Genomic DNA, 24,859 nt, shown 5'->3' on the forward strand with positions numbered 1-24,859 from the left:
GTCGCGATCAACGATGACGACCGAGAAGCCCTTCGAAGGAGAACCGGTGACTTCCGAGCACCCGAACCCGCCCCACGGCGAGACGGTCCGAGACGCCTGGGTCGCCCGAGCCGATGCTCTGCTCGATGCCGCCCGCCGTCATGCGACGCCCGGTGCCGGCCGTATCCACTTCCCGGGTGCCGAAGGTGGCTACGGACACGCCGTCGACGGGCTCGAGGGTTTCGCGCGCACCTTCCTCCTCGCCGGTTTCCGCATCGCGGGGGCACGGGGCGAGGGGGTCGACCAGATCGTCGCGCACTACTCGCGCGGCATCGTCTCGGGCGTCGATCCCGAGGCGTCCGACCGGTGGGTCCGGATGGAGGAGCACGCGCAGGCCAAGGTCGAGGCGGCATCCATCGCCCTCGTCCTCGATCTCACCCGTCCCTGGATCTGGGACCGCCTCGACGCCCTCACGCAGCAGCGCGTCGTCGACTACCTCGCTCCCGTCGTCGGAGACGACACCTACCCGCAGACCAACTGGGTCTGGTTCCGCATCGTCGTGCAGACGTTCCTGCGGTCGGTCGGCGGGCCGTGGTCGGCCGACGACATCACCGCCGACCTCGCCCGTCACGACTCGTTCGTGCGCGAGGGCGGCTGGCTCTCCGACGGCGACGAGCGCTCGTACGACCACTACGTCGGCTGGGCGCTGCACGTCTACCCGATCCTCTGGGCGCGGATGGCGGGCGCGGCCGAGCTCGCCGCAGGCCGGACGGACGCCGACGTCGCCCGCCTCGACGCGTTCCTCCACGACGCACTCGCGCTGGTGGGCGGTGACGGCTCGCCGCTCATCCAGGGCCGCAGCCTCATCTATCGCTTCGCCGCCGCGGCACCGTTCTGGGCGGGTGTCATCGCCGAGGTGCCCTCGCACAGCCCGGGTCGCCTCCGCCACGCGGCCGATCGGATGGTGACGCACTTCGCCGACCGCGGCGCCCCCGACCTCGACGGCGTCCTCACGATGGGATGGCACGGGGAGTGGCGGGGCCTCGCTCAGTCGTACTCAGGTCCCGGCTCGCCGTACTGGGCGGTCAAGGGCTTCCTCGGGCTTCTCCTGCCCGCCGATCACCCGGTCTGGACTGCGGCGGCCGAGCCGCTGCCGGTGGAGCAGCGCGATGTTCTGCGTGCGATCGCGTCGCCCGGCTGGATCGTCTCGGGCACCGCCGCCGACGGAATCGTCCGGGTCGTCAACCACGGCACCGACCATGCGTTCCCGGGGGTCCGCACGGCCGACTCGCCGCTCTACGCACGCCTGGGCTACTCGACCGCCACCTCGCCGATCGTCGACGAGCGAGGCTGGCTCGAGCCGCTCGAGCAGTCGGTCGCCATCGTCGCCTCCGATGGTCGCGCGACGCACCGCACCGCGATGACCCTGCGGAGCGTGCGCGTTCAGGACGACGCGGACGGACGGCTCGGCATCGCCGCATCGGCGTGGGACGCGCACCTCGTCGAACCGGCCCCGACGGCGCACCGCCACGGTTCGGGGCTCGCCGGAGACGTCACGTCCGTGGGCGTCATCACGACCACCTCGATCGTCCGCGGTTCGTTCGAGGTGCGCGTCGTCGTCGTCGACGCCGTCGCGTCCGGGCAGGATGCCGCATCGCTGCGGCTCCGCCTCGGCGGCTGGCCGCTCTCGGGCGACGAGGTCGTCGGCGGCACCGACGACAGCGGAGCGTGGGTGTCGTCGCGGGGCCGCAGCAGCGGCATCCGGGCGCTCTTCCCGGCGGGCGTCGCGGGACTCGTGTCCCGTGCGGACGCCGACCCGCTCGGCGTCCGCACCCTCGTACCCGTCATCGAGCACGAGGTGCGCGTCGGCGAGCCCGTCGTCGCCCTGCTCGACCTCGCCGGGGGAGAGCACAGTGCACCACACGCAGCCGTCGAGATCGACGGCGCCACGGTCACGGTCACCTGGCCCGACGGGGCCCGAACCGTAAGCCGACTCACCGACTCCGAATCGCCTGCCCCGGCGCTTCGGCATCACGAGGTCCGACGTGGGACCTCGCACGCAATCGCAAAGGAGCAGCACGCATGAAGCGCAAGTTCGCAGCCGCGGCGGGGATGGCGGTCGTCGCCACCCTGTCGCTCGCCGCCTGCGGCGGGGGATCCGAGCCCGCCCAGACCGCCGACGGTCCCGTCACCCTGACCCTCTCGGGCTGGAGCCTCGACACGACGCCCGAGTTCCAGGTGCTCGCCGACGCCTTCCACGAGAAGAACCCCGACGTCACGGTCGAGCTCAAGCAGTACGACGCGGCGGAATACAACACGCTGGTCACCGCCGACCTCGCGGCCGGCGTCGGACCCGACATCATCACCCAGAAAGAGGTGAAGTTCGTCACGACGTTCCAGGAGGGCGGCCAGCTCATGGACGTCTCCGACGTCGAGCTGCCCGACGGCGTCGGCGGTGCCTCGTCGTACGAGGTCGACGGCACCGCCTACGGCGTGCCCTACCGCCAGGACCGCTGGGTGCTGTTCTACAACAAGGCGCTCTTCGACGCCGCGGGCCAGGAGTACCCCGACGGCTCGTGGACGTGGGAGGACTACGACGCGGCCGCCGAGGCGATCAACACCGCCGGCGTCGCGAAGGGTACCTACCAGCACCGCTGGCAGTCGACCGTGCAGGGCTTCGCCTCGGCGCAGGAGGACACCGACGTGCTCTCGGGCGACTACGGATACTTCGCCGACTACTACGACCGCGTCCTCGCCCTGCAGGATGCCGGCGCCCAGGTCGACTTCAACACCTCGACGGCCAACCAGCTCACCTACCAGGGCGAGTTCGGCACGCAGAAGGCCGCCATGCTGCCGATGGGCACGTGGTACGTCGCGACCCTGATCTCGCAGCAGGCCTCGGGCGAGGCGAACGACTTCGAGTGGGGCATCGCGCCGATCCCGCAGCTCGACTCGTCGACGACCGGCACGGACAGCACGCCGGTGACGTTCGGCGACCCGACGGGCTTCTCGATCAACGCCAACATCGACGGCGCCAAGGTGCAGGCGGCGAAGGACTTCCTCGCCTACGCCGCGAGCCTCGAGGCCGCCGAAGAGCTGGCGAAGATCGGCATCACCCCGGCCGCGTCGAACGACGCCGTGACCGAGGCGTACTTCGCCGTCGAGGGCGCGCCGACCGACGAGCTGTCGAAGTTCGCCTGGTCGACCGGCGACGTCCACCCCGAGAACCCGACGTCGAACAAGACGGCGGCGATCCAGAACATCCTCAACGACATGCACAGCGCGATCCTGTCGGGCTCGACCCCGGTCGAGCGGGCCATCACCGAGGCCGAGGACCGTGTCGCCAACGAGGTCGGTCTCGACTGATCCCGTGTGCCGTCGCCCCGCCGATGGCACCCCGCGGCCGGCGCGGCACCCCGCGCCGGCCGCATCCCCCGCCGTCCTCCCCAGGAGACACCATGACCACCACCGCCGCCTCCCCGAAGGCGCGCCGCCCCGAGCCGGCGCAGCGCCGCAGGAGATCGAAGCTGACCCTGCGCAACACGCTGCTGGGCTGGAGCTTCATCCTGCCGAACTTCGTCGGCTTCGCCCTGCTGACGCTCGTGCCGGTCGTCACGCTCTTCTACATGTCGCTGACGAACTGGAACATCTTCGGCACGGCCAACTGGGTGGGGCTCGACAACTTCGAGCGGCTGCTCGGCGACGGGAGCTTCCGCATCTCGTTCGTCAACACGCTCTACTACGCCGCGCTGCACATCCCCCTGACGATCATCGCGTCGCTCGGACTCGCGCTGCTGCTGAACAACAAGCTGCGGGGCGTCGCGTTCTTCCGCACGGCGGCGTTCTTCCCGTACATCACCTCGATCGTCGCGATCGCGGTCGTGTGGAACCTGCTCTTCAGCCCCGAGTACGGCCCGATCAACGAGATCCTCCGCGCGGTCGGCATCGCCAACCCTCCCGGCTGGCTCACCTCGTCGGAGTGGGCGATGCCCGCCGTGGTCATCGTCAGCACATGGCGCGACATGGGCTACTACATGATCCTCTTCCTCGCCGGGCTCCAGACCGTGCCGCGCGAGCTGTACGAAGCCGCCCGCATGGACGGCGCGAACGCGTGGGAGCGCTTCGTGAACGTCACGCTCCCGTGCCTGCGGCCGACGATGTTCTTCGTCACCGTCATGCTCACGATCAACTCGTTCAAGATCTTCGACCTGATCCTCGTCATGACCGAGGGCGGTCCGGGTCAGTCGACGCTCGTGATCTCGCAGTTCATCTACCGCAAGGGGTTCGAGGAGAACCAGTTCGGCTACGCATCCGCGGCCGCCGTGGCGCTCTTCTTCCTCTGCATCCTCGTGACCATCCTCCAGTTCATCTGGAACAAGCGGAGGAACGTCTGATGACGAATCTTCTCGTACCTCAGGACGACCGCCGTGCGCTGCGCAAGATCGCGGCCGACGGCCTGCCCGAGGGCCACCGCCCCGACACCGTTTCGCCGTTGCGCCGCATCGGACGCATCGCCGGCTACATCGCGCTGATCATCGCCGCGGCGGCGCTGCTGCTGCCGTTCTTCTGGATGATCATGAGCTCGCTCAAGACGGCCAACGAGGTCTTCTCGGTGCCGATCCAGTGGATCCCCGAGGTGTTCGTCTGGCAGAACTACGTCGACATCTGGAACCAGTCGGGGATGCTGACCTGGATCCGCAACACGCTCGTGCTCGCCGTCGTCGTCACCTTCCTGCAGGTGCTGACCGGCTCGTTCGCGGCCTACGGCTTCGCCCGCATCCGCTTCCCCGGACGCGACGTGCTCTTCCTCGCCTACATCGGCACGATCGCGGTGCCGTGGCAGTCGTACATGATCCCGCAGTTCATCCTGCTGTCGAACGTCAAGGTCTCGAACACGCTATGGGCCATCATCCTCATCCAGGCGTTCGGCGCCTTCGGGGTGTTCCTCATGAAGCAGTTCTACGAGACCATCCCCGAGGAGCTGTCCGAGGCCGCGCGCCTCGACGGCCTGAGCGAGTACGGCATCTGGCGCCGCATCATGCTGCCGCTGTCGGTGCCGGCGCTCGCGAGCCTCACGCTCCTGACGTTCGTGAACACCTGGAACGACTACCTCGGTCCGCTCATCTACCTGCGTAACCCCGACCTGTGGACCATCCAGCTCGGGCTGAAGAGCTTCGTGAGCAACCTCTACGACACCAACTACGCCCTGCTGTTCGCGGGACTCGTCATCTCGGTGGTGCCGATCGCGATCATCTTCCTCGTCGGTCAGAAGTACTTCGTCGAGGGCATCGCGACGAGCGGGATGAAGGGCTGAGGCCGTGAAGCGCATCTCGCACAACACGTACGCGACCGTCTTCGGCGTCGTCTACCTCGGGCTCATGACGAACCTGCTGCTGCTCGCCTCGTGTCTGCCGCTCGTCGTGCTGCTGGTGATCACCGACCCGGCACGGTCGTGGCCAATGCTGGCCGTCGTCGCGCCGCTGTGCGCACCGGGCATCACGGCGGCGTTCGCGACGTTCCGCGCTCACGGCGAGGGCGAGAACCAGGTCGTCCGCGTGTTCGTCCGCAGCTGGAAGTGCTCGTGGCGGAAGGCCCTTGCACTGGGAGCGGTCGTCGTGGCCGCCCTCGTCGTCGTACTCGTGGACGTCCGCTTCTTCGCGCCGCTGCAGGCGGGCGTCGCCGTCGTTCCCCTGCTCGGCGTGCTGACCGTCCTCCTGCTCGCGACGGGGCTCGTGGCACTCGCTGCGCTCGCCGAAGAGCCCGACGCCTCGCTGCGCTCGATCGCGCGGGCAGCGCTGCTGCTGAGCGTCCGCCGGTGGTGGCTGAGCCTCGTGTCGCTCGCGGTCATCGCGCTGCAGGTGGGCCTGTTCGTCTCGATGCCGGCCATCGCGATCGGTCTCACCTCGGCGCCGGCGCTCTACCTCGCCTGGGCCAACGCCCGCTACATCCTCCGTCCGGCGCTCGGCGATCCCGAGCCCCAGACCGTCTGAACCCCGAAGGAACCCCTCGACATGACATCCCTCCCCGGAACCCGCCTCGGCGCGCCCGCGATCGAGGCGGCGATCGGCGCCGTCCTCACCACGCTGCGCCGCAACATCGAGACGTTCGGGCTGCGCTACCCCGACGACACGACGCGCGACGACCGGTACCCGATCCGCCCCGCGGCAGGTGAGTTCCCCCCGGGCGCCAATCGCGGCTGGACGACCAGTTTCTGGCCGGGGATGATGTGGATCGCGTGGGAGATCACGGGCGACGCCTTCTTCCGCGACGCCGGGCTGGCCCATGCGGCGGACTTCGCACGCCGTATCCGCGACGAGGACGACCTCGACACGCACGACCTCGGGTTCCTCTACAGCCTCGCCTCCGTCGCGCCCTCGCGGCTCCTCGGCGACGAGGACGCCCGCCAGACCGCCCTGTCGGCCGCCGATCACCTCATGCGCCGCTTCCTCGAACCCGCCGGCATCATCCAAGCGTGGGGAGATCTCTCCGACCCCGCGCAGCGCGGACGCACGATCGTCGACAGCCTCATGAACATGCCCCTGCTCACCTGGGCGGGCGAGCAGACCGGCGAAGAGCGCTTCGACGACGCGGTGCGACGGCACACGACGCAGCTGCGCACGCACATCCTGCGCGATGACGACACGACCTTCCACACCTTCTACTGGGACCCCGAGACCGGGGAGCCCCTGCGCGGCGCGACCGAGCAGGGCGCGTTCGACGACTCGTGCTGGGCGCGCGGCCAGGCGTGGGGCATCTACGGCTTCGCGATGAACCACCGCGCGACCGGCGACCCGGCGCTGCTCGACGCGTCGCGTCGCTGTGCCGAGCGCTTCCTCTCGCACCTCCCGAGCGACCGGGTGCCGTTCTGGGACATGGTCTATACCGACGGCGCCGACGCGCCCCGCGACAGCTCGTCGGCCGCGATCGCGGTATCGGGGCTGTTCGAGCTCGCCGGTGTGCTCGACGAGGGGGCGGACGCCGACCCCGATGCCGCCTCCCGCTACCGGGCGGCGGGTCACGAGATCCTCGCGTCGCTCATCGAGAATTACACGCCCGAAAGCCCCGAGGCCGCCGACGCGGTGCTCCTGCACAGCGTCTACGACCTGCCGAAGTCGGTCGGCGTCGACGAGGGCACCCTGTGGGGCGACTACTTCTACCTCGAGGCTCTCGTGCGCGCCGCGCGCCCCGACTGGAAGCCGTACTGGTGAGGCTCGTCCGTTACCGCGCTGTCCGCGCGGCCGATGCCGAGGGGACCGTCCGGTCGGGCGTCGTCGTGACGGTCGGCGGCGTCGACCGCGTCGTCGACCTCGGACCCGCGGCGCTGACCGACCTGCTCGCCGCCGACCGCGACGCGCTCGACCGTGCGGCAGCGCGTGCGGATGTCGCCGACTCCGCGCTGTCGTCGGTGCGACTCGAGGCGCCCGTGCGCCCGGGAAAGATCCTCTGCCTCGGCTACAACTACCGCGGGCATGTGCCCGACGGCGTCGACCCGACCGCCGACGACCCCGCGTTCCCCGACGTCTTCGTGAAGACTCCCAACACTCTCGGCGGGCCGGCCGACCCCGTCGTGGTGCCCGCGGTCGCGGACGACGTCGACTACGAAGGCGAGGTCGCCGTGGTCATCGGGCGGCGGGCGAAGGATGTCGACGAGGCGACGGCGCTGGCGTACGTCGCCGGTTACACGATCCTCAACGACGTCTCCGACCGTTCGTGGCAGCGGCGGCAGAGCCAGTGGGCGATGGGCAAGTGCTTCGACGGCTTCGCGCCGCTCGGGCCGTGGCTCGTCACACCCGACGAGGCGGGCGACCCGCAGGACATGCTCGTCGAGGTCGTCCGCGAGGGCCTCGTGACCGTCTCGCAGTCCACCGCCACCACGATCTTCTCGGTCGCGCGCGTCGTGTCGTACCTCAGCAGCGTCATGACGCTCGAACCCGGCGACGTCATCTCGACCGGCACCCCGCAGAAACTGCCCGACGCGCAGACCGCCCATCGCCCGCTGCGTCCCGGCGACGCGGTCACCGTGCGCATCGAGCGTCTCGGCGAACTGACCACCACCTTCATCGGAGGCCCCGCATGATCCTCGACTCCTTCCGGCTGGACGGCCGCGTCGCCCTCGTCACCGGTTCCACCCGCGGCCTCGGCCAGGGCGCCGCCGTCGCTCTCGCCGAGGCAGGCGCAGATGTCGTGCTGCTCGACCGCGGTGACGCCGCCGAGACGGCGGCGGCGATCGCCGCCGCCGGACGCCGCGCCCACCGCATCCGCCTCGACCTCGGCACTGCCACGCCCGAGCAGCTCGCCGACGCGGTCGCGGAGACGGTCGCCGAACTCGGCGGCATCGACATCCTCGTCAACAACGCCGGCATCATCCGCCGCGCCGCCGCCGCCCAGCACCCGGCCACCGACTGGGACGACGTCCTCGCCGTCAACCTCGACGCCGTCTTCCACCTGTCGCAAGCCGCAGGACGCCGCATGATCGCGCAGGGGTCGGGACGCATCATCAACGTCGCCTCGATGCTGTCGTTCCAGGGCGGCATCCTCGTGCCCGGCTACGCGGCGTCGAAGCACGCCGTCGCGGGCCTGACCAAGGCGCTCGCGAACGAGTGGGCCGCGTCGGGCGTGACCGTCAACGCGGTCGCGCCCGGGTACATGGCGACCGACAACACCGCGCCGATCCGGGCCGATGCCGACCGCGAGGCGTCGATCCTCGCCCGCATCCCCGCGGGCCGCTGGGGTACGCCGGGCGACCTGCAGGGCGCGTTCGTCTTCCTCGCCTCGGATGCCGCGGCCTACGTCACCGGCGCGATCGTGCCGGTCGACGGCGGCTGGCTCGTCCGCTGATCCGATCCCCGTTCCACCCCGCTTCACCGCCGGCATCCGCCGACCCACCCCAGAAGGGAACCCCATGCAGCAGCGTTACGCGACCAACCCCGCGCAGATCCCCGGCATGACCACCGCCGACCTGCGCGAGAAGTACCTCGTGCCCGAGGTGTTCGTGTCGGGAGAGATCACCGTGGTCTACACCCACCACGACCGCATCGTCCTCGGCGGCGCCGTGCCGGCCGGGCGCGAGCTGGTGCTTCCGGGCTACCCGGAGATCCGCAGCGACTACTTTCTCGAGCACCGCGAGGTGGGCATCATCAACGTCGGTGGCACCGGCACGGTGACCGCCGACGGCGAGGTCTACACGCTCGTGAAAGGTGCGTGCCTGTACCTGGGCCGCGGCATCCGCGAGGTCGTCTTCGCCGACGCGGGCGAGAGCGAGGAAAGCGACGCCTCGACCGGCGCGCAGTTCTACCTGTTCTCGGCGCCCGCGCACACGTCCCATCCGGCCGCGCTCGTGTCGCCGGGCGAGGGGACGGTGCGCGAGCTCGGCGACCAGGTGACAAGCAACCGCCGCACGCTCAATCAGTACATCCACGAGAACGGCGTGAAGAGCTGCCAGATCGTCATGGGTGTGACGACGCTGCACGAGGGCTCGATGTGGAACACGATGCCCGCCCATACCCATGACCGTCGCACCGAGTGCTACCTGTACTTCGACGTCCCCGAGGACGCCCGCGTCATCCACCTGCTCGGTGAGCGCCAGGAGACCCGGCACCTCGTCGTCGCCGACCGCCAGGCGATCATCTCGCCGAGCTGGTCGCTGCACTCGGGTGTCGGGACCGCCGCCTACTCGTTCATCTGGGCGATGGCGGGCGAGAACCAGGCGTTCGACGACATGGATGCCGCACCCGTCACGACCCTGAAGTGAGGGCTCAGGTGGGCGGCGTGCTGCTGACGGCGGGCGAGACCATGGCGATGGTCGCGCCCGCTGCGGCGGAGCGCCTCGAGCATGCCGAGGTGTTCCGCATCGACGCCGGGGGAGCGGAGTCGAATGTCGCCGCGCACGCGGCCGCGCTCGGTCAGCCCGCCGCGTGGTTCTCCCGCGTCGGCGACGATGCCCTCGGTCGACGGGTCCTGTCGCGGGTCGGTGCCCGCGGAGTCGACGTCTCGCAGGTCGTCATCGACGCCGCTTACCCGACCGGCCTCTACCTGAAGGACCCCGGTCACGGCGTCGCGTACTACCGGGCGGGGTCGGCGGCCGCGCACCTCTCGGAGACCGACGCCGACGCTCTGTCGTGGGACGGCGTCGCGCTGCTGCACGTCTCGGGCATCACGGCCGCACTCGGCGGCACGGCGCCGGCGTTCCTCGACCGAGTCGTCGACCGGGCACGGGCGGCCGGCGTGCTCGTGAGCGTCGACGTGAACCACCGCGCGCCGCTGTGGCCCGTCGCCGCGGCAGCGGCGCCCCTCCTCGCGCTCGCACGCCGAGCCGACATCGTCTTCGTCGGCCGCGACGAGGCCGAGGCCCTCTGGGGTGCCGCGACGGCCGATGACGCGCGAGCGCTGCTCGCGGCGGTGCCGCAGCTGGTAGTCAAGGACGGCGCGGTGGGCGCGACGCTCTTCGCCGGCGGCGAGCGGGTGTTCGAGCCCGCCCTCCTCGTCGACGTCGTCGAGCCGGTCGGAGCCGGCGACGCCTTCGCCGGGGGCTGCCTGGCGGCCCTTCTCGCCGGAGCGCCGGCATCCGAGCGACTGCGTTCGGGTCACTCCCGCGCCGCGCTGACGATGGCGACGACCGGCGATTTCCCCGATGGCGTCACCGCCACTGCTGCCTCCACCCCAGCCGCGTTCTCCGAAAGGAACCCGTCATGACCATCGCCCCCACCGATCCGACCGCCGTGCTCGACGACATCTTCGCCGGAGCCCCGCTGATGGCGATCCTCCGGGGCATGGGACTCGAGCGCTCCGTCCGGCTCGCGACAGCCGCCTGGGACCTCGGCATCGACTCCGTGGAGGTGCCGCTGCAGACCGCAGAGGATGAGCGCGCGCTCCGCGAGGTCGTGCGCCTGGGCGCCGAGCGGGGCAAGGCCGTGGGCGCCGGCACGATCCTGACGGTCGCCCAGGTCGATCAGGCCGTCGCGGCCGGAGCCGCCTATCTGGTGGCGCCGGGTCTCGACGCCGACGTGGTGCGGGCCGCCCAGGAGCGCGGCATCCCGATCCTGCCCGGCGTCGCCACGCCGAGCGAGGTGCAGCAGGCCGTCGCCCTCGGGCTGACGTGGCTGAAGGCGTTCCCCGCGCAGTGGCTCGGCGCGGACTGGTTCCGGCACATCCGCGGTCCGTTCCCCGGCGTGAGGTTCGTCGCGACCGGCGGCATGGACGCCACGAACGCCGGGACCTTCCTCGACGCTGGCGTGCGCGTGGTGGCCGTCGGCTCGGCCCTGGAAGACGAGTCGCAGCTGCCCCGCCTCGCAGCCCTCCTCGCGCGTTGACTCGCGCGAGGAGGGCCCCGAGCGTACGGCTTCGCCGCGAGCGCACGGCCTGCTCGCGCTCGAAGGTCGTGCACGCGGCGCTCGGCCGTGCATTGGGTGCGATGCGGGGCGGGAGCTCGGCTCGTCGTGGTGGGTTCGGATGACGTCGCTCAGGGCAGGACGATGACCTTGCCCGCGATGCCGCTCTCAGCCGCCTCGGCGTGCAGCGCGGGGAGCTCGGCGAGGGGGATGCGCCGCGTGACCTCGACGGTGAGCGCGCCCTCGTCGACGAGGCGGACCAGCTCGGCCAGGCGGTCGCTATCGCGGCGGACGAACACCGTCGCGGCACGGACGCCGCGCGCCTCGTCGCTCGGCGTGGCCATGAACGCCGTCGTGCTGACGACCGCGCCGCCGTCGGCGACGGCCCCGACGTAGGCCACGAACAACTCGGGTTCGATCGGGGCGAGGTTCAGCAGCACGTCGACTCGTCCGTCGATCGCGCCCAGCACGTCGGTCGTGGTGTGGTCGATGATCTGGTCGGCTCCGGCAGCGCGGACGGCGTCGACGCTGCGGGGGCTCGCGGTGGCGATGACGTGGATGTCGGCGCGCTTGGCGAGCTGGACGGCGTACTTTCCGACGACACCGCCGGCGCCGACGATCAGCACCCGCTGGCCGGGCTCGAGGCGACCGTCGTCGAAGAGGGCCTGCCACGCGGTCAGCGCGACGGAGGGCAGCGCGGCGGCATCGGCGAGGGGAACGTTCGTCGGTGCGGCGACCACGGCGTCGGCGGGAGCCAGCACGAACTCCGCCGCTCCGCCGTCGTGCTCCATGGGGAGGAATGCGATCACCGCGTCGCCCACGGCGAGGTCCCTCACGCCTGGGCCGACCGCGTCGACGTGCCCCGAGACGTCGTACCCGGGCACGTGGGGCAGCTCGACCGGGATGGGGAGGAAGCCCGCGCGCATCCCGCCGTCCGCCGCGTTGTACGCCGACGCGGCGACGCGGATGCGCACCTGGCCCGCCGCTGGCTCGGGGCGGTCGATGTCGACGATCTCGAGGACCTCGGGGCCACCGGTCTGAGAGAACTGCACTGCATTCATGATCTGATCCTTCGCGGTCAAGTGCTTCGAATTCGAAGCGATATGGAGAACGTAGCACTGCTTCGAATGTGAAGCAACAGGTAGGATCGAGATATGACGAACGCGCCACGGTCTCTGACGTCGACGCAGCTGGAGGCCTACCTCGCCTTCACGGAGGTGGGCAGCCTGCTGCGCCCCGCCGTCGAGGCGCAGCTGAAGGATGCCGGCGGCCTGAGCTACGTGCAGTTCCAGCTGCTGGCGCGGTTGAACAATGCCCCGGGCGGCACCCTGCGCATGACCGACCTCGCCGACGGCGTGGTGTACAGCCGCAGCGGACTGACTTACCAGGCCACGCTGCTCGAGCAGCGCGGATACGTCACGCGCTCACCGTCCGCCGATGACGAGCGCAGCACGGTGGTCGCCTTGACGGGTGCGGGGCGCGAGGTGCTCGCCGCCGTGTTCCCCGGTCACATCGAGACCGTGCATCGGCTGCTGTTCGCGCCGCTGTCCGACGCGGATGCCGCCGACCTCGCGCGCATCCTCGGCAGCGTGACGACGCACCTGCGCTCGGCGCCGCCGCGTTCGGCATCCCGGCGTCGTCAGGCCTGACTACCGCAATCGCCCGAGTGAACGGCTTAGCTGCGAGTGCACGGTCTGCCCGCGCTCGAAGGTCGTGCACACGGCGATCCGCCGTGCACTGGGTGTGATGCGAGGATGCGGGTCAGGCGCCGAGCGCGGCCGAGACCACGGCGCGCGCTTCGGCCTGCACCTCGGCGAGGTGCTCGGGTCCGCGCAGGCTCTCGGCGTAGAGCTTGTAGACGTCCTCGGTGCCCGACGGGCGCGCGGCGAACCACGCGTGCTCGGTCTGCACCTTCAGGCCGCCGATCGCTGCACCGTTGCCCGGCGCGTGCGAGAGCTTCGCGGTGATCGGCTCGCCCGCCAGCTCCGTGGCGGTCACGGCGTCGCCCGACAGCCTGCCGAGCGCGGCCTTCTGCTCCGGCGTCGCCGCGGCGTCGACGCGCTGGTAGGCCGACGACCCGAACTGGGCCTCGAGCTCGGCGTAGCGCTGCGACGGAGTCTTGCCCGTGACCGCGAGGATCTCGGCGGCGAGCAGGCACAGCAGGATGCCGTCCTTATCGGTGGTCCACACGCTGCCGTCTTTGCGGAGGAACGAGGCCCCCGCCGACTCCTCGCCGCCGAAGGCGACGGAGCCGTCGAGCAGGCCCGGAACGAACCACTTGAAGCCCACGGGGACCTCGAGCAGCTCGCGGCCGAGCGACTCGGCCACGCGGTCGATGATCATCGACGAGACGAGGGTCTTGCCGACCGCGGCATCCGCCGGCCAGCCGGGGCGGTTCGCGAAGAGGTAGTCGATCGCGACGGCGAGGTAGTGGTTCGGGTTCATCAGACCCGCGTCGGGCGTCACGATGCCGTGGCGGTCGGCGTCGGCGTCGTTGCCGGTGAGGATGTCGTACTCGTCGCGGCGCGCCACGAGCGCGGCCATCGCCGAGGGCGACGACGGGTCCATGCGGATCTTCTCGTCCCAGTCGAGCGTCATGAACTTCCAGGTCGGGTCGACCTCGGGATTCACGACGGTCAGGTCGAGGCCGTAGACCTCGGCGATGAGCGCCCAGTACTCGACCGAGGCGCCGCCGAGCGGGTCGGCCCCGATGCGCACGCCCGACGCCTTGATCGCGTCGACGTCGATGATCGTGGCGAGGTCGCGCACGTACGCGTCACGGAAGTCGTACTGGCCGAGCGCGTCGAGGTCGATGTCGGCGTGACGGGTGCGGTGCACGCCCTCCAGGCCGGCGGCGATGAGCTCGTTCGCGCGGTCGGCGATCCACGAGGTCGCGTCGGTGTCGGCAGGTCCGCCGTGCGGGGGGTTGTACTTGAAGCCCCCGTCGCGCGGCGGGTTGTGCGAGGGCGTCACGACGATGCCGTCGGCGCGGCCCGCGTCGTCGAGCGCGCGGCCCCGGTTGTAGGTCAGGATCGCGTGGCTGAGCGCGGGCGTCGGCACCCACGAGTCGCGGGAGTCGACGCGCACGTCGACGCCGTTCGCGACGAGCACCTCGATGGCGCTGCGCTCTGCGGGAAGGGAGAGGCCGTGCGTGTCGCGCCCGAGGAAGAGGGGGCCCTCGATGCCCTGAGCGCGCCGATAGTCGACGATCGCCTGGGTCGTGGCGAGGATGTGGTCTTCGTTGAAGCTCGTCGACAGCGACGAACCGCGGTGGCCGCTCGTTCCGAACGCGACGCGCTGCCCGGGGACCGCGGCATCCGGCTTCCGGTCGTAGTAGGCGGCGATCAGCTCATCGATGTCGATGAGGTCGGATGCTTCTGCGGGCGCTCCTGCACGGCTCATAGTGCTTAGTCTGCCCGTTTCCGGGCGCGGCGGTGACGGATTGACACGGCACTCACGGCCGATCGTGCGCGTCCGCGGCGGCGAGCAGCGCGGCGAGGACTGCTCTGAGCGCGGGGGAGTCGGCCTGCGAGCGCCGATGCACCGCGGAGATATCGCGCGTCGACGCGGGAGCCTCGGTCGGCACCGCGACGACATCCGGGCCGAGATCGCCGCGTCCCAGGCGCGGCACGAGCGCGACGACCGCTCCGGTTCGGGCGAGCTCGATGTGGTTCTCGAACTCCATCGACTCGTACAGCACGCGGGGGGCGCCGCCGATGCCGTCGAACAGCCGCCGCAGCCACTGCCGGCAGATGGTCGTGTCGAAGGTGGCGACCCATTGCTCACGCGCGAGGTCGGCCGGGTGCAGGACGTCGCGGCCGGCGAGCGGATGGTCGCGATGGAGGATGACGTCGGCGACATCCGTGAACAGCGGCGTGACGACCAGGTTCTCGGGGATCGCGAGGGCGACGCCGCCCCACTGGTGGACGATGCCGAGGTCGCGTTGGCCCGAGGCGACGAGCGCCACCGTCTCCCAGGGCTCGCTCTCGCGCACCGGCAGGCGCAGGTCGGGGTGGGCGGCGGCCAGACCCACGAGCACGGGAGCGAGCAGCCCGCGCACGACGGTCGAGAACGCGGCGAGGCGCAGCTCGCCGGTGACGCGGCCGTCTCCGTCCGCACCGACGCCGGCGTGCAGGTCGGCGCGCAGTCGCTCGAGGTCGGCGAGGATCGGGGTCGACCCGACCACGAGCTGCGTTCCGGCAGCCGTGAGGGCCACACCGCGGCCGACGCGTTCGAGCAGTGCGACACCGGTCTCGCGCTCGAGGCGCTTGATCTGCTGCGACACCGCCGAGGGTGTGAATCCCAGAGCGGATGCCGCGGCCGCGACGCTGCCTTCGCGCGCGACGGTTCGCAGCGAGTGGACGGCATCCAGATCGATCATGAAGTGATGCTACCGATTCGAGTGGAGAAAGCATCGCTTGTTGTTGATGGTCCGGCGCGGTGGACTGAGCCTCGTGACTCGACGCGACATGATCCTGGCGGCTGCGGTGGCGGCCCTGTGGGGGTTCAACTTCCTCGTCATCGACTGGGGCATGGCCGGCATCCCGCCCCTGCTGTTCGTGGCGATCCGGTTCGCCGCCGTCGCCGTCTTCGCGCTCGTGGTGCCGCGCCCTCGGGCCGGCTGGGGGTCGGTGATCGGGGTCGGGCTGTTCATGAGCCTCGGCCAGTTCGCGCTGCTGTACCTGTCTCTCGGGCTCGGGCTGCAGCCGGGTCTCGCCGCGCTGCTGATGCAGGCCCAGGCGGTGTTCACCGTCGTCATCGCGGCCGGAGTGCTGCGCGAGCGCCCCACACCGGGGCAGGTGATCGGCGTGGGCCTCGGGATCGCCGGGCTCGCGACCGTCGCCGCCGGCCGTGGGGGAGACGCTCCCGCGCTCGCCGTCGTGCTCGCGCTCGGCGCCGCCCTGTCGTGGGCCGTCGGCAACGTGATCGCCCGCCGCGCCGGCGTGGTCACCGGGCGCGGTCCGCTCGGGGCGCTCTCGCTCACCGTCTGGTCCGCCCTCGTCGTGCCGGTGCCCGCGCTCGTGCTGGCGCTGGTGTTCGAGGGCCCGGAAGCGATCGGCGCGGGTCTCGCCGGGTTCGGCATCCGCGCCCTCGTCTCGACGGTCTACACCGCGGGGCTCTGCACCCTCGTCGGCTACGCGATCTTCAACGGTCTGCTGGCGCGCAATCCGTCAGCCGCCGTCGTGCCGTGGGTGCTGCTGGCACCCGTCGTGGCGATGGCGGCGGCCGCGGCACTGCTCGGTGAGATCCCCGCCCCCGCCGAGATCGTCGGCGGAGCGGTGCTCGTGCTCGGCGTGCTCGTGACCAGCGTGCGCGTGCCGTGGGCGCGCCGGTCTAGGCTCGTTGCGTGACGCCCGAGCACGACGACCAGCCCGCCCGCCGCACCTACAGCTATCTCGGGCCGGCGGGGACCTTCACCGAGGCCGCCCTCGCCCAGGTCCCCGAGGCGCGGGACCAGATCTGGCGGTCGGTGCGCAACGTCGGCGAAGCGCTCGCGGATGTCGTGGACGGACGCTCGGATGCCGCGATGATCGCGATCGAGAACTCCGTCGACGGCGGAGTCTCGACGGCGCAGGACGCGCTGGCCACGATGCCGGGTCTGCGGATCGTCGGCGAGTACCTCGTGCCCGTGAACTTCGTGCTCGTGGCGCGGCCCGGCACCCGGATCGAGGACGTGTCGCTGATCGCCGCGCACCCGGTCGCCTACGCGCAGTGCCTGCAGTGGCTGCTCAAGACGCTCCCCGAGCACGCGCACCTGCCCGCCGCGAGCAATGTCGCCGCCGCGGTCGGCCTCATCGACGGGGTCAGCGACGCCGACGCGGCGATCGCGCCCCCCGGCATCCTCGAGCATCACGACCTCGAGCTGCTCGCATCCGACATCGGCGACAACGAGCACGCGGTCACCCGGTTCGTCCTCGTGAGCCGCACGGTCGCCCCGCCATCGCCGACGGGGGCCGACAAGACCTCGCTCATCGCGGAGCTGCCCGATGACCACCCGGGTGCACTGCTCGAGCTGCTCGAGCAGTTCTCGACCCGTGGCATCAACCTCTCGCTGATCGAGTCGCGGCCGATCGGCGACGCGCTCGGACGGTACCGGTTCGTCATCGACGCCGACGGCCACGTCGCCGACGAGCGCATGGCGGATGCCCTCATGGGCGTGCGGCGCTTCAGCCCGAAGGTGCTGTTCCTCGGGTCGTACCCGCGCGCCGACCGCGCCATCGTCCGCTACCCGCAGCGGTACTCCGACGACGTCTTCGTCGAGGCGCGCGACTGGCTGCGTGCCCTGATCTCCGGCGAGCCCGAGGCCTGACCCACCGCCTCCCCACGACCGCCGGGGCCGGGTCAGGGTCAGGCGGCCAGGAGCTCGAGGGTGCGGATGCGGGCGGGAGCGGCATCCGGCTGCTCGCCGTCGTGCGCGGCCGACACCGGCGAGACCATGACCTCGTCGACGCCGTGCTGCGCGGCGAACGCGGCGAGGGCGGCCTGGGCCTCGGGGCCGGTGCCGACGAACCAACGCGAGCGCAGGGCGTCCAGCAGCGGTGCGGCGAGGTGGTCGGTCGCCTCGGCGGCGGCGGCCTCCTCGACGGTCTCGAGGGCGATGAGCGGACGGTTTCCGCGCAGGCGCGCCATCATGCGGGCCTGCGGCAGCATGAGGGCTTCGGCCTCCGCATCGCTGTCGGCGACGACGGCGTTCGCGGTGAGGAACGTCCGCGGCGCATCGAGGGTCTCGGACGGCCGGAACTGGTCGCGGTAGAGCCCGAGCGCACGGTCGAGGCCCTCGCCCGAGAAGTGGTTCGCGAACACGTACGGCAGGCCGAGGGCTGCGGCGAGCTGCGCCGAGTAGTCGCTCGACCCGAGCAGCCAGACATCCGGTGTCGTCGTGGCGGCGGGCGTCGCGTGGACGTCGTACGTCCCGCCCGACGTGAACCGCACCGTCGCGCCGTCGCCGGTCACGAGGGCCAGAATGTCGCGGACGTTGTCGGGGAACCGGTCGACGTCGCTCGTCGTGCCCGACTGACGCAGCAGCTGCGTGATGACGGGATCGCTGCCGGGGGCGCGCCCGATTCCGAGGTCGACGCGCCCGGGGGCGATCGCCTCGAGCGCCGCGAACTGCTCGGCGACGACGAGGGGCGAGTGATTGGGGAGCATGACGCCTCCCGAGCCGACCCGGATGCGGGAGGTGCGCGACGCCGCGGCGGCGATGAGCACCGGCGGGGTCGTCGAGGCAACGGCCGGCATGTTGTGATGCTCCGCGAACCAGTACCGCCGGTAGCCGAGCTCGTCGGCCCGTTGCGCGACGGTCAGCGAAGCCGTGATCGCCTGCGCGCTGGTCTGTCCCGTGCGCACGGGCACGAGGTCGAGCACGGACAGGGCGGGGCGGGATGCATCAGTCATATCGCCTCTGTCAACCGCGCGGCCTCCGCAAGCATTCCCGCACCCGTCTCACCGCGCCCGCTTCACCGCCTCGTACGCCTGCAGCGCCGCCTTACGGGTCGCCGCGAGGTCGACGATCGGCTCGCGCGCGGCGCTGTCGGGTGCCCACTGGTCGATGTAGAGCCCTCTCGGGTCGAACTTCTCGGCCTGGCGCTCGGGGTTGAAGATGCGGAAGTACGGCGACGCGTCCGCGCCCGACCCCGCGACCCACTGCCAGTTGAAGGCGTTGCTGGCGCCGTCGGCATCGACGAGGGTGTCCCAGAACCACTGCTCACCGAGTCGCCAGTCGATGAGCAGGTTCTTCGTGAGGAAGGATGCCGTCACCATCCGCACCCGGTTGTGCATGTATCCGGTGTGCCAGAGCTCGCGCATCCCGGCATCCACCATCGGCACGCCGGTCTCACCCTTCTCCCACGCCGTCAGGTGTGCGGGGTCGAGGGTCGGCCAGGGGAAGGCGTCGAAGCCTCTCCGCCAGTTCTTCGTCGCGAGATCGGGGAAGTGGTAGAGCGTGTGCCACGCGAACTCGCGCCAGCCGAGCTCGGAGAGGAAGCGCGAGGCGGAGGTCGCATGAGCGCCGGTGCCGCCGCCGGTTTCGACTCCTGCGTGCCAGACGGTGTGCGGGCTCAGCTCGCCCCATCGCAGGCGCGGCGAGAGCAGCGAGGTCGCTCCCGCGCTGGGTTCGTCGCGGGCCGCGTCGTAGGTGCCGAGGTCGTCGTCGAGGAACTCGCGCAGCCGTGCGCGCGCCGCCGCCTCGCCGGGCTGCCAGCGCTCGCGCAGACCGCCCGCCCAGTCGGGCCGGGTGGGCAGCAGCTCCCAATCGTCGAGGTCGTCGCCGGCGGGCGATGAGCGCAGGCCGGGGACCTCGTCCGGCCGGGGGAGCGGCTCACGCGGGGCGGGCAGGTTGCGTGCCGCGTTCCAGAACGGGGTGAACACCGAGAACGGAGTGCCGCTCCCGGTCTTCACCGTCCACGGCTCGAACAGCACGTTCGCCGCGAACGACTCGACCTCGACGCCGTCCGAGCGAAGGCCGTCCTTCAGCTCGGCGTCGACCGCGCGCTCGGGTCCGCCGTAGCGGCGGTTCCAGTAGACGGTGCCTGCTCCGATGTCGTCGACGAGCGACCGCACGGCGGATGCTGCGGCCCCGCGGCGCAGCACGAGATGCGACCCGCGAGAGCGCAGATCGTCGGCGAGCGATGCGAGCGAGTGGTGCAGCCACCACCGTGCCGCGCCGCCGAGCGGTCGGATGCCGTCGGACTCCTCGTCGAGCACGTACAGGCCGACGACGGGCTCGCCGCGGTCGATTGCGGCGCGGAGCGCCGGGTGGTCGGCCAGGCGCAGGTCGTCGCGGAACCAGACGATCGAAGGCGAGCTCATCCCGTCATCCTGTCGGGCCACCCGGGCGACGGCGAGCGGTTGACAGGGGCGGACGCGCGGGGCTCAGTCGCCGGGCAGCGTGTGGCCGGCCGGCACGGCGACGATGAGGCCGCGCGGGTCGATGCGCGTCTGCACGTGCTTCGCCTCGCCGAACTCGTCGCCGTCGAGCTGGACCGGGTGCGGCTCCTGCGGGGCCAGCGCGACCCCGCGGCCGCGCGAGTAGACGACGGCGTTGTCCTTCGTCCGCAGCGCGAGCACGCGGCGTCCGGCGCGGAACTTCCGCAGGAAGCTGTTATCCCACGCGACGCGGCGCCACACGAGCAGCCAGCCCCAGAAGCCCTTCGGCTGCATGATGACGACATCGAGCTGGCCGTCGGTGATCGAAGCCTCGGGAATGAGGGCGATGCCGGCCTGCAGCGACCCGCAGTTCGCGAAGAGCACGCTCTGCACGCGAGCCGCGTGCATGCGGTGCCCGTCGAGCTGGTAGACGACGCGGAACGGCTTGGCGTTGACGAGCGAGCGCGTCGCGCCGTCGACGTATGCGACCCAGCCCACCGATTTCTTCAGCTGCGGGTTGGTGTTGGCGATCATGGCCGCGTCGAGCCCCATGCCGCCCATGACGACGAACGCGTGCTTCTCGACCTCGCCGCTCTCGCGGGTGATCCGCGCCCAGCCGACGTCTATAGCGGTCCGGTCGCCGCTGAAGGCCGCCTCGATCATGGTCTCGGGCTCGGTGAGGGGCAGACCGAGGTTGCGGGCGAGCAGGTTCCCCGTGCCGCTCGGGACGATCGCGAGCGGGATGCCGCTGCCGCTCATCTCTCCCGAAACCGCACGCACCGTGCCGTCGCCGCCCGCCACGAGCACGACGTTGACGCCCGACTCGAGCGCCTGACGCGTGACGTCGTCGCCGAGGTCGTCGACCGTCGTCTCGTAGAAGAGGGGTTCCTCCCACCCGGCGGCCTCGGCCGCGCGCAGTACCTGCTCGCGCAGGGCGTCGCCGTCGACCTTGATGGGGTTGTAGACGAGGGCCGCCTTGGGATTGGGCTTCTCCGAGCCGCCCGCCATCGGCTCCGTCTCGCCCTCTGGGCCGACGCGGCGTGCCTCGCCGGTCTCACCGTCGGTCGTGTCGGGCGCGACGTCCTCGGGCTCGCGGATGACGTCGTCGGGAGCCGCCGCCTGTTCCGGGTCGGGGGTCTGGGAGGTGGGATCGTCGGAGCGCTCCCGTGAGGAGGTGTCGTCGGACTCGGTCGCCATGGCTACACCCTAGGGGTGGCCGCCCGTGGCGGATTGCCCCTTGCGCCGGACGGCCGCGGCGGTACGGGGTGCGCTGATCCGGCTGCGCGGATGCGGGCGACCCTAGACTTGACGCGTGATCGACCTCGCATTGCTCCGTGAACAGCCCGACCTGGTGAAACTCTCGCAGGTGAAGCGCGGGAACTCGTCGGAGAGCGTGGATGACGCCATTGCCGCCGATCGCGAGCGCCGCGAGGCCATCACGACGTTCGAGCGGCTCCGTGCCGAGCAGAACGCCCACGGCAAGAAGGTCGCGCAGGCGCCGAAGGACGAGAAGGCCGCGCTCGTCGCCGAGGCCAAGCAGCTCAGCGAACGGGTCAAGCAGGCCCAGCAGGCCGTCACCGCCGCCGAGGAGGCCGCCGACGCCGCGCTCGCCCGCATCGAGAACATCGTCATCGATGATGTGCCCGCGGGCGGCGAGGCCGACTTCGTCACGCTCCGCACGCACGGTGAGCCGCCGTCGTTCGACTTCGAGCCGCTCGACCACCTCGCCCTCGGCGAGAAGCTCGGCGCCATCGACATGGAGCGCGGCACGAAGGTCGCGGGCAGCCGCTTCTACTTCCTCAGCGGCATCGGCGCGCGCCTCGAGATCGCGCTCATGATGCTCGGCCTCGACCGTGCCCTCGCCGCCGGGTTCACGCCGCTGATCCCGCCGACGCTCGTGCGTCCCGAGGTCATGCGGGGCACCGGGTTCCTCGGTGAGCACGCCGCCGAGGTGTACCACCTCGAGGAGGACGACGCCTACCTCGTCGGCACGAGCGAGGTCCCCCTCGCCGGGTACCACATGGACGAGATCCTCGACCTCGAGCGCGGCGCCAAGCGCTACGCCGGATGGTCGACCTGTTACCGGCGCGAGGCCGGCTCGTACGGTAAGGACACGCGCGGCATCATCCGGGTGCACCAGTTCAACAAGCTGGAGATGTTCGTCTACACGACGCCCGCCGACGCGGCGGCCGAGCACCTGCGCCTCGTCGAGATGCAGGAGCGGATGCTGCAGGACCTGGGGCTGTCGTACCGCGTCATCGACGTCGCTGCCGGCGACCTCGGCTCGAGCGCGGCGCGCAAGTACGACATCGAGGCGTGGGTGCCCACGCAGGGCGCGTACCGCGAGCTCACGTCGACCTCGAACTGCACGACGTACCAGGCGCGTCGCCTCGACATCCGTCACCGTCCCGACGGCGGCAAGACCGAGCCGGTGGCGACCCTCAACGGCACGCTCGCCACGACCCGGTGGATCGTCGCTCTTCTCGAGACACATCAGCGGGAGGACGGCTCGGTCGTGATACCCGAGGTTCTGCGGCCCTACCTCGGCGGCCTCGAGGTCGCGGAGCCGATCGCATGACCGGCGCCGACGGCGGGATGACGCAGGCCCCCGACGCGCTTCCCGACGAGGGTGGCATCGAGGTCGTCGCGCCGCGCGATGCGGCCGAGATCGTCGAGGACGTCGCCGAGGTCATGCCGGCGGTCGCCGGCGCCTCGCGCCTGATGATCGTGCTCGACATCGACGGCACCGTGCTGCTCGAGGACGAGACGCTCAGTCCCGGCGTGGTGGAGGCGGTCGCCGACGCGCACGCGGCCGGTCACGAGGTGATGCTCGCGACAGGACGCTCGTGGGAGGGGACGCACGGCATCCTCGGCTCGCTCGCGCTGAACCCCGACTACGTCGTGTGCTCGAACGGTGCCGTGATCCTCAAGCGGATCGACGACGACTTCGCCGACGTGCTCGCGTACGAGCGCTTCTTCATCGAGACGTTCGACCCGAGCGAGGTGCTCGGCCTGCTGCGTCAGCACCTGCCGCACGCCCGCTACATGGTCGAGCTGCCCGACGGGCGCCGCCTCTACACCGAGGAGCTCCACGACTGGAACCTGCACGACGCCGACAAGGTCGCCTTCGCCGAGCTGTCGGAGCAGGAGGTGTGCCGCGTCGTCGTGGTCTCTCCCGATGAGACCGACTCAGACTTCGTCGAGCTGGTCGACCGCATCGGCCTGAACAAGGTGTCGTACGCGGTGGGCTGGTCGGCCTGGCTCGACATCGCGCCGCAGGGCGTCGACAAGTCCACGGCGCTCGAGCGGGTGCGCACGTGGCTCGACATCGAGCCGGCCGACGTCCTCGTCATGGGCGACGGCCGCAACGACATCGGGATGTTCCGCTGGGCGCGCGAGCGCGGCGGGCGGGCGATCGCGATGGCGCAGGGCGCGACCGAACTGCTGGCCGAGGCATCCGAGACCACCGTGTCGGTTCAGGAGGGCGGCGTCGCGGCCATCCTCCGCTCGCTCTGACCGGGGCCGCGGGCGGCTAGGATCGAAGCTCAGCGGTTCACGCCGCTGGGAGGGTTGTCCGAGCGGCCGAAGGATCCAGTCTTGAAAACTGGTGGGCAGCAATGTCCCGTGGGTTCGAATCCCACACCCTCCGCCAGAATCACTGCCGCGTTCGGCCGGGCACGGTGACGTACCCGGCCGAATAGCTGATGGTCACGGAAGCTGGAAGTAGACCTCGTCGCCGAGGAAGCCCGGCGTCACGCGGATGAGGCCGTCGAGCGAGGACGGCACGAGGTACACCTGCTTGCCGGTGTCGGACGCCCCGGCCAGCAGGCTCGCCGTGCCGAAGGCGGGCTCGACGCCGGAGACGAAGTTGTCCCAGGTGGAGATCACGGTGCCGTCCGCGGCGACGTACTCGACCTGGACGAGTGCAGAGCTGCCGTCGCCGCTTCCCTTGTAGGTGGCGGTCATGTCGAGGATGACGTACTGGGTGCCGTCGCCCGGCTCAGTGTTGATCACGCTGGCCGCCCGGACCACGTCGTTTCCGTCGCGCTCGAACGAGTTGAGCGTCACGTCCCAGTCGTTGTTGCTGATCGACGCGCTGAACGGCAGGGGGTCCTCGCGCGTGCCGGTGGGTCCGTCGGTCGTGGCCTCGTCGGCCGTCTCGGCCTGCGGTGCGGCATCGGCGGGGGCTTCGTTCACCGTCGTGCTTCCGCCCCTCGCCTCATCGACAGCGTCCGAGAGCGCGGTGGCGACGACGAAGGTGAAGACGAGGAAGCCGACGATGGTTCCCACGATCGAGACGATGATCGCCGTGAGTCCCTGCCACTTGACACGACCCGACAGGCAGACGGCGACGATGCCCAGGATGAAGCCGGCCGGGAGGAGGATCCAGCCGAGAAGCAGCGCGCCGGGTATGCAGGCGAAGAGGAATCCGACAGCGGAGACCGCGAGGGCGACGATGCCGACGGCGTTGCGGCGCTTCGCCGGCACACCGGCGGGCTGAGGCGGGTAGTACGGAGCGGGCTGCGTTTCGGGCGCGCCGGACGGCGGCGGAGTGGTGGTCATGCGGATCTCCAGATAGAACGGTGTGATGCCACGCAGACACGACGAGCGTCGTCAGGTGGCGCCCCCAGAGCAGCCACGTCGAACGGGCACCTCAAACTAGTCCTCCGCTCGCGCTGACCTGGACG

At 71.0% G+C, this 24,859-nt stretch carries 23 protein-coding genes and 1 tRNA gene; 17 read left to right on the forward strand and 7 right to left on the reverse strand.

Going from position 1 to position 24,859, the window contains the following annotated elements:
• The first annotated feature begins 46 nt into the window (after positions 1 to 46).
• The 11 genes from DO944_RS08250 (at position 47) to DO944_RS08300 (ending at position 11,288) form a co-directional block, all read left to right on the forward strand.
• A complete protein-coding gene (locus DO944_RS08250) occupies positions 47 to 2,065 on the forward strand; it encodes a DUF2264 domain-containing protein (RefSeq protein WP_258524619.1) in 2,019 nt (672 codons plus the stop codon).
• The gene (locus tag DO944_RS08255) at positions 2,062 to 3,345 is read left to right on the forward strand and encodes an ABC transporter substrate-binding protein (RefSeq protein WP_112616450.1); all 1,284 of its coding nucleotides are present in this window, start codon (positions 2,062 to 2,064) and stop codon (positions 3,343 to 3,345) included. The genes DO944_RS08250 and DO944_RS08255 overlap by 4 nt, the downstream gene beginning before the upstream one ends.
• Before the next feature lie 92 nt (positions 3,346 to 3,437).
• Complete coding sequence (locus DO944_RS08260; protein ID WP_112616452.1) at positions 3,438 to 4,373, forward strand: carbohydrate ABC transporter permease; 936 nt, start codon at positions 3,438 to 3,440, stop codon at positions 4,371 to 4,373.
• Positions 4,373 to 5,293 carry a carbohydrate ABC transporter permease gene (locus tag DO944_RS08265; RefSeq protein WP_112616454.1) on the forward strand — a complete coding sequence of 307 codons (921 nt, stop codon included), beginning with the start codon at positions 4,373 to 4,375 and terminating at the stop codon, positions 5,291 to 5,293. Before DO944_RS08260 ends, DO944_RS08265 begins: the two co-directional genes overlap by 1 nt.
• A gap of 4 nt (positions 5,294 to 5,297) precedes the next feature.
• Entirely contained in the window at positions 5,298 to 5,969 is a 672-nt protein-coding gene (locus DO944_RS08270; RefSeq protein WP_112616456.1) for a DUF624 domain-containing protein, read from the forward strand.
• 21 nt (positions 5,970 to 5,990) lie between these two features.
• Complete coding sequence (locus DO944_RS08275; protein ID WP_112616458.1) at positions 5,991 to 7,187, forward strand: glycoside hydrolase family 88 protein; 1,197 nt, start codon at positions 5,991 to 5,993, stop codon at positions 7,185 to 7,187.
• Positions 7,184 to 8,056 carry a fumarylacetoacetate hydrolase family protein gene (locus DO944_RS08280; RefSeq protein WP_258524620.1) on the forward strand — a complete coding sequence of 291 codons (873 nt, stop codon included), beginning with the start codon at positions 7,184 to 7,186 and terminating at the stop codon, positions 8,054 to 8,056. Before DO944_RS08275 ends, DO944_RS08280 begins: the two co-directional genes overlap by 4 nt.
• A complete protein-coding gene (gene kduD, locus DO944_RS08285; protein WP_112616460.1) occupies positions 8,053 to 8,817 on the forward strand; it encodes a 2-dehydro-3-deoxy-D-gluconate 5-dehydrogenase KduD in 765 nt (254 codons plus the stop codon). Before DO944_RS08280 ends, kduD begins: the two co-directional genes overlap by 4 nt.
• 64 nt (positions 8,818 to 8,881) lie before the next feature.
• Positions 8,882 to 9,730: a 5-dehydro-4-deoxy-D-glucuronate isomerase gene (gene kduI, locus DO944_RS08290; RefSeq protein ID WP_112616462.1), complete on the forward strand. Its 849-nt coding sequence runs from the start codon at positions 8,882 to 8,884 to the stop codon at positions 9,728 to 9,730.
• Positions 9,727 to 10,671, forward strand: coding sequence for a sugar kinase (locus tag DO944_RS08295; protein WP_258524621.1), 945 nt, complete (start codon positions 9,727 to 9,729; stop codon positions 10,669 to 10,671). The genes kduI and DO944_RS08295 overlap by 4 nt, the downstream gene beginning before the upstream one ends.
• Positions 10,668 to 11,288: a bifunctional 4-hydroxy-2-oxoglutarate aldolase/2-dehydro-3-deoxy-phosphogluconate aldolase gene (locus DO944_RS08300; protein ID WP_112616464.1), complete on the forward strand. Its 621-nt coding sequence runs from the start codon at positions 10,668 to 10,670 to the stop codon at positions 11,286 to 11,288. The genes DO944_RS08295 and DO944_RS08300 overlap by 4 nt, the downstream gene beginning before the upstream one ends.
• A 149-nt stretch (positions 11,289 to 11,437) precedes the next feature.
• On the opposite strand, the gene DO944_RS08305 is transcribed toward DO944_RS08300, so the two are convergent.
• The gene (locus DO944_RS08305; protein WP_112616970.1) at positions 11,438 to 12,367 is read right to left on the reverse strand and encodes an NADP-dependent oxidoreductase; all 930 of its coding nucleotides are present in this window, start codon (positions 12,365 to 12,367) and stop codon (positions 11,438 to 11,440) included.
• Between the two features lie 93 nt (positions 12,368 to 12,460).
• On the opposite strand from DO944_RS08305, the gene DO944_RS08310 reads away from it, so the two are divergent.
• Positions 12,461 to 12,955 (forward strand): MarR family winged helix-turn-helix transcriptional regulator, encoded by a 495-nt coding sequence (locus tag DO944_RS08310; protein WP_112616466.1) that lies wholly within the window; start codon positions 12,461 to 12,463, stop codon positions 12,953 to 12,955.
• A 112-nt stretch (positions 12,956 to 13,067) separates the two neighbouring features.
• Here DO944_RS08310 and pgm read toward each other — a convergent pair whose 3' ends face one another.
• On the reverse strand, positions 13,068 to 14,708 hold the full coding sequence (gene pgm, locus DO944_RS08315) for a phosphoglucomutase (alpha-D-glucose-1,6-bisphosphate-dependent) (protein ID WP_112616468.1): 1,641 nt from the start codon (positions 14,706 to 14,708) through the stop codon (positions 13,068 to 13,070).
• 52 nt (positions 14,709 to 14,760) lie between these two features.
• Positions 14,761 to 15,687: a LysR family transcriptional regulator gene (locus DO944_RS08320; RefSeq protein WP_112616470.1), complete on the reverse strand. Its 927-nt coding sequence runs from the start codon at positions 15,685 to 15,687 to the stop codon at positions 14,761 to 14,763.
• A gap of 73 nt (positions 15,688 to 15,760) precedes the next feature.
• Here DO944_RS08320 and DO944_RS08325 point away from each other — a divergent pair, with 73 nt between their 5' ends.
• Together DO944_RS08325 and pheA are read left to right on the forward strand one after the other, a co-directional pair.
• Entirely contained in the window at positions 15,761 to 16,657 is an 897-nt protein-coding gene (locus tag DO944_RS08325; protein ID WP_112616971.1) for an EamA family transporter, read from the forward strand.
• Positions 16,654 to 17,616 carry a prephenate dehydratase gene (gene pheA, locus DO944_RS08330; RefSeq protein ID WP_112616472.1) on the forward strand — a complete coding sequence of 321 codons (963 nt, stop codon included), beginning with the start codon at positions 16,654 to 16,656 and terminating at the stop codon, positions 17,614 to 17,616. The genes DO944_RS08325 and pheA overlap by 4 nt, the downstream gene beginning before the upstream one ends.
• A 38-nt stretch (positions 17,617 to 17,654) precedes the next feature.
• Here the strand turns inward: pheA and DO944_RS08335 are convergent, their stop codons facing one another.
• The 3 genes from DO944_RS08335 to DO944_RS08345 all read right to left on the reverse strand — a co-directional run bounded on the left by DO944_RS08335 (position 17,655) and on the right by DO944_RS08345 (position 21,368).
• A complete protein-coding gene (locus DO944_RS08335; RefSeq protein WP_112616474.1) occupies positions 17,655 to 18,701 on the reverse strand; it encodes an LLM class flavin-dependent oxidoreductase in 1,047 nt (348 codons plus the stop codon).
• A 48-nt stretch (positions 18,702 to 18,749) separates the two neighbouring features.
• Complete coding sequence (locus tag DO944_RS08340) at positions 18,750 to 20,114, reverse strand: deoxyribodipyrimidine photo-lyase (RefSeq protein WP_112616476.1); 1,365 nt, start codon at positions 20,112 to 20,114, stop codon at positions 18,750 to 18,752.
• Positions 20,115 to 20,177: 63 nt separating this feature from the next.
• The gene (locus DO944_RS08345; RefSeq protein ID WP_112616478.1) at positions 20,178 to 21,368 is read right to left on the reverse strand and encodes a diacylglycerol kinase family protein; all 1,191 of its coding nucleotides are present in this window, start codon (positions 21,366 to 21,368) and stop codon (positions 20,178 to 20,180) included.
• 115 nt (positions 21,369 to 21,483) lie between these two features.
• Here DO944_RS08345 and serS point away from each other — a divergent pair, with 115 nt between their 5' ends.
• The 3 genes from serS to DO944_RS08360 all read left to right on the forward strand — a co-directional run bounded on the left by serS (position 21,484) and on the right by DO944_RS08360 (position 23,823).
• A complete protein-coding gene (gene serS, locus DO944_RS08350; RefSeq protein ID WP_103841271.1) occupies positions 21,484 to 22,749 on the forward strand; it encodes a serine--tRNA ligase in 1,266 nt (421 codons plus the stop codon).
• Entirely contained in the window at positions 22,746 to 23,687 is a 942-nt protein-coding gene (locus tag DO944_RS08355) for an HAD family hydrolase (RefSeq protein WP_103841269.1), read from the forward strand. The genes serS and DO944_RS08355 overlap by 4 nt, the downstream gene beginning before the upstream one ends.
• A 48-nt stretch (positions 23,688 to 23,735) precedes the next feature.
• Positions 23,736 to 23,823, forward strand: a tRNA-Ser gene (locus DO944_RS08360).
• Between the two features lie 56 nt (positions 23,824 to 23,879).
• Here DO944_RS08360 and DO944_RS08365 read toward each other — a convergent pair.
• Entirely contained in the window at positions 23,880 to 24,734 is an 855-nt protein-coding gene (locus DO944_RS08365; protein WP_112616480.1) for a hypothetical protein, read from the reverse strand.
• Between the last annotated feature and the right edge of the window lie 125 nt (positions 24,735 to 24,859).

It is taken from the genome of Microbacterium sp. SMR1 (genome assembly GCF_003289625.1).
GTDB lineage: Bacteria > Actinomycetota > Actinomycetes > Actinomycetales > Microbacteriaceae > Microbacterium > Microbacterium plantarum.

Bases quoted from the DNA above. Each gene is read 5' to 3' on its own strand.
- DO944_RS08255 (WP_112616450.1), top strand. From the start codon at position 2,062: ATGAAGCGCAAGTTCGCAGCCGCGGCGGGGATGGCGGTCGTCGCCACC.
- DO944_RS08260 (WP_112616452.1), top strand. From the start codon at position 3,438: ATGACCACCACCGCCGCCTCCCCGAAGGCGCGCCGCCCCGAGCCGGCG.
- DO944_RS08265 (WP_112616454.1), top strand. From the start codon at position 4,373: ATGACGAATCTTCTCGTACCTCAGGACGACCGCCGTGCGCTGCGCAAG.
- DO944_RS08275 (WP_112616458.1), top strand. From the start codon at position 5,991: ATGACATCCCTCCCCGGAACCCGCCTCGGCGCGCCCGCGATCGAGGCG.
- kduD (WP_112616460.1), top strand. From the start codon at position 8,053: ATGATCCTCGACTCCTTCCGGCTGGACGGCCGCGTCGCCCTCGTCACC.
- kduI (WP_112616462.1), top strand. From the start codon at position 8,882: ATGCAGCAGCGTTACGCGACCAACCCCGCGCAGATCCCCGGCATGACC.
- DO944_RS08300 (WP_112616464.1), top strand. From the start codon at position 10,668: ATGACCATCGCCCCCACCGATCCGACCGCCGTGCTCGACGACATCTTC.
- DO944_RS08305 (WP_112616970.1), bottom strand. From the start codon at position 12,367: ATGAATGCAGTGCAGTTCTCTCAGACCGGTGGCCCCGAGGTCCTCGAG.
- DO944_RS08310 (WP_112616466.1), top strand. From the start codon at position 12,461: ATGACGAACGCGCCACGGTCTCTGACGTCGACGCAGCTGGAGGCCTAC.
- pgm (WP_112616468.1), bottom strand. From the start codon at position 14,708: ATGAGCCGTGCAGGAGCGCCCGCAGAAGCATCCGACCTCATCGACATC.
- DO944_RS08320 (WP_112616470.1), bottom strand. From the start codon at position 15,687: ATGATCGATCTGGATGCCGTCCACTCGCTGCGAACCGTCGCGCGCGAA.
- DO944_RS08335 (WP_112616474.1), bottom strand. From the start codon at position 18,701: ATGACTGATGCATCCCGCCCCGCCCTGTCCGTGCTCGACCTCGTGCCC.
- DO944_RS08340 (WP_112616476.1), bottom strand. From the start codon at position 20,114: ATGAGCTCGCCTTCGATCGTCTGGTTCCGCGACGACCTGCGCCTGGCC.
- DO944_RS08345 (WP_112616478.1), bottom strand. From the start codon at position 21,368: ATGGCGACCGAGTCCGACGACACCTCCTCACGGGAGCGCTCCGACGAT.
- DO944_RS08355 (WP_103841269.1), top strand. From the start codon at position 22,746: ATGACCGGCGCCGACGGCGGGATGACGCAGGCCCCCGACGCGCTTCCC.
- DO944_RS08365 (WP_112616480.1), bottom strand. From the start codon at position 24,734: ATGACCACCACTCCGCCGCCGTCCGGCGCGCCCGAAACGCAGCCCGCT.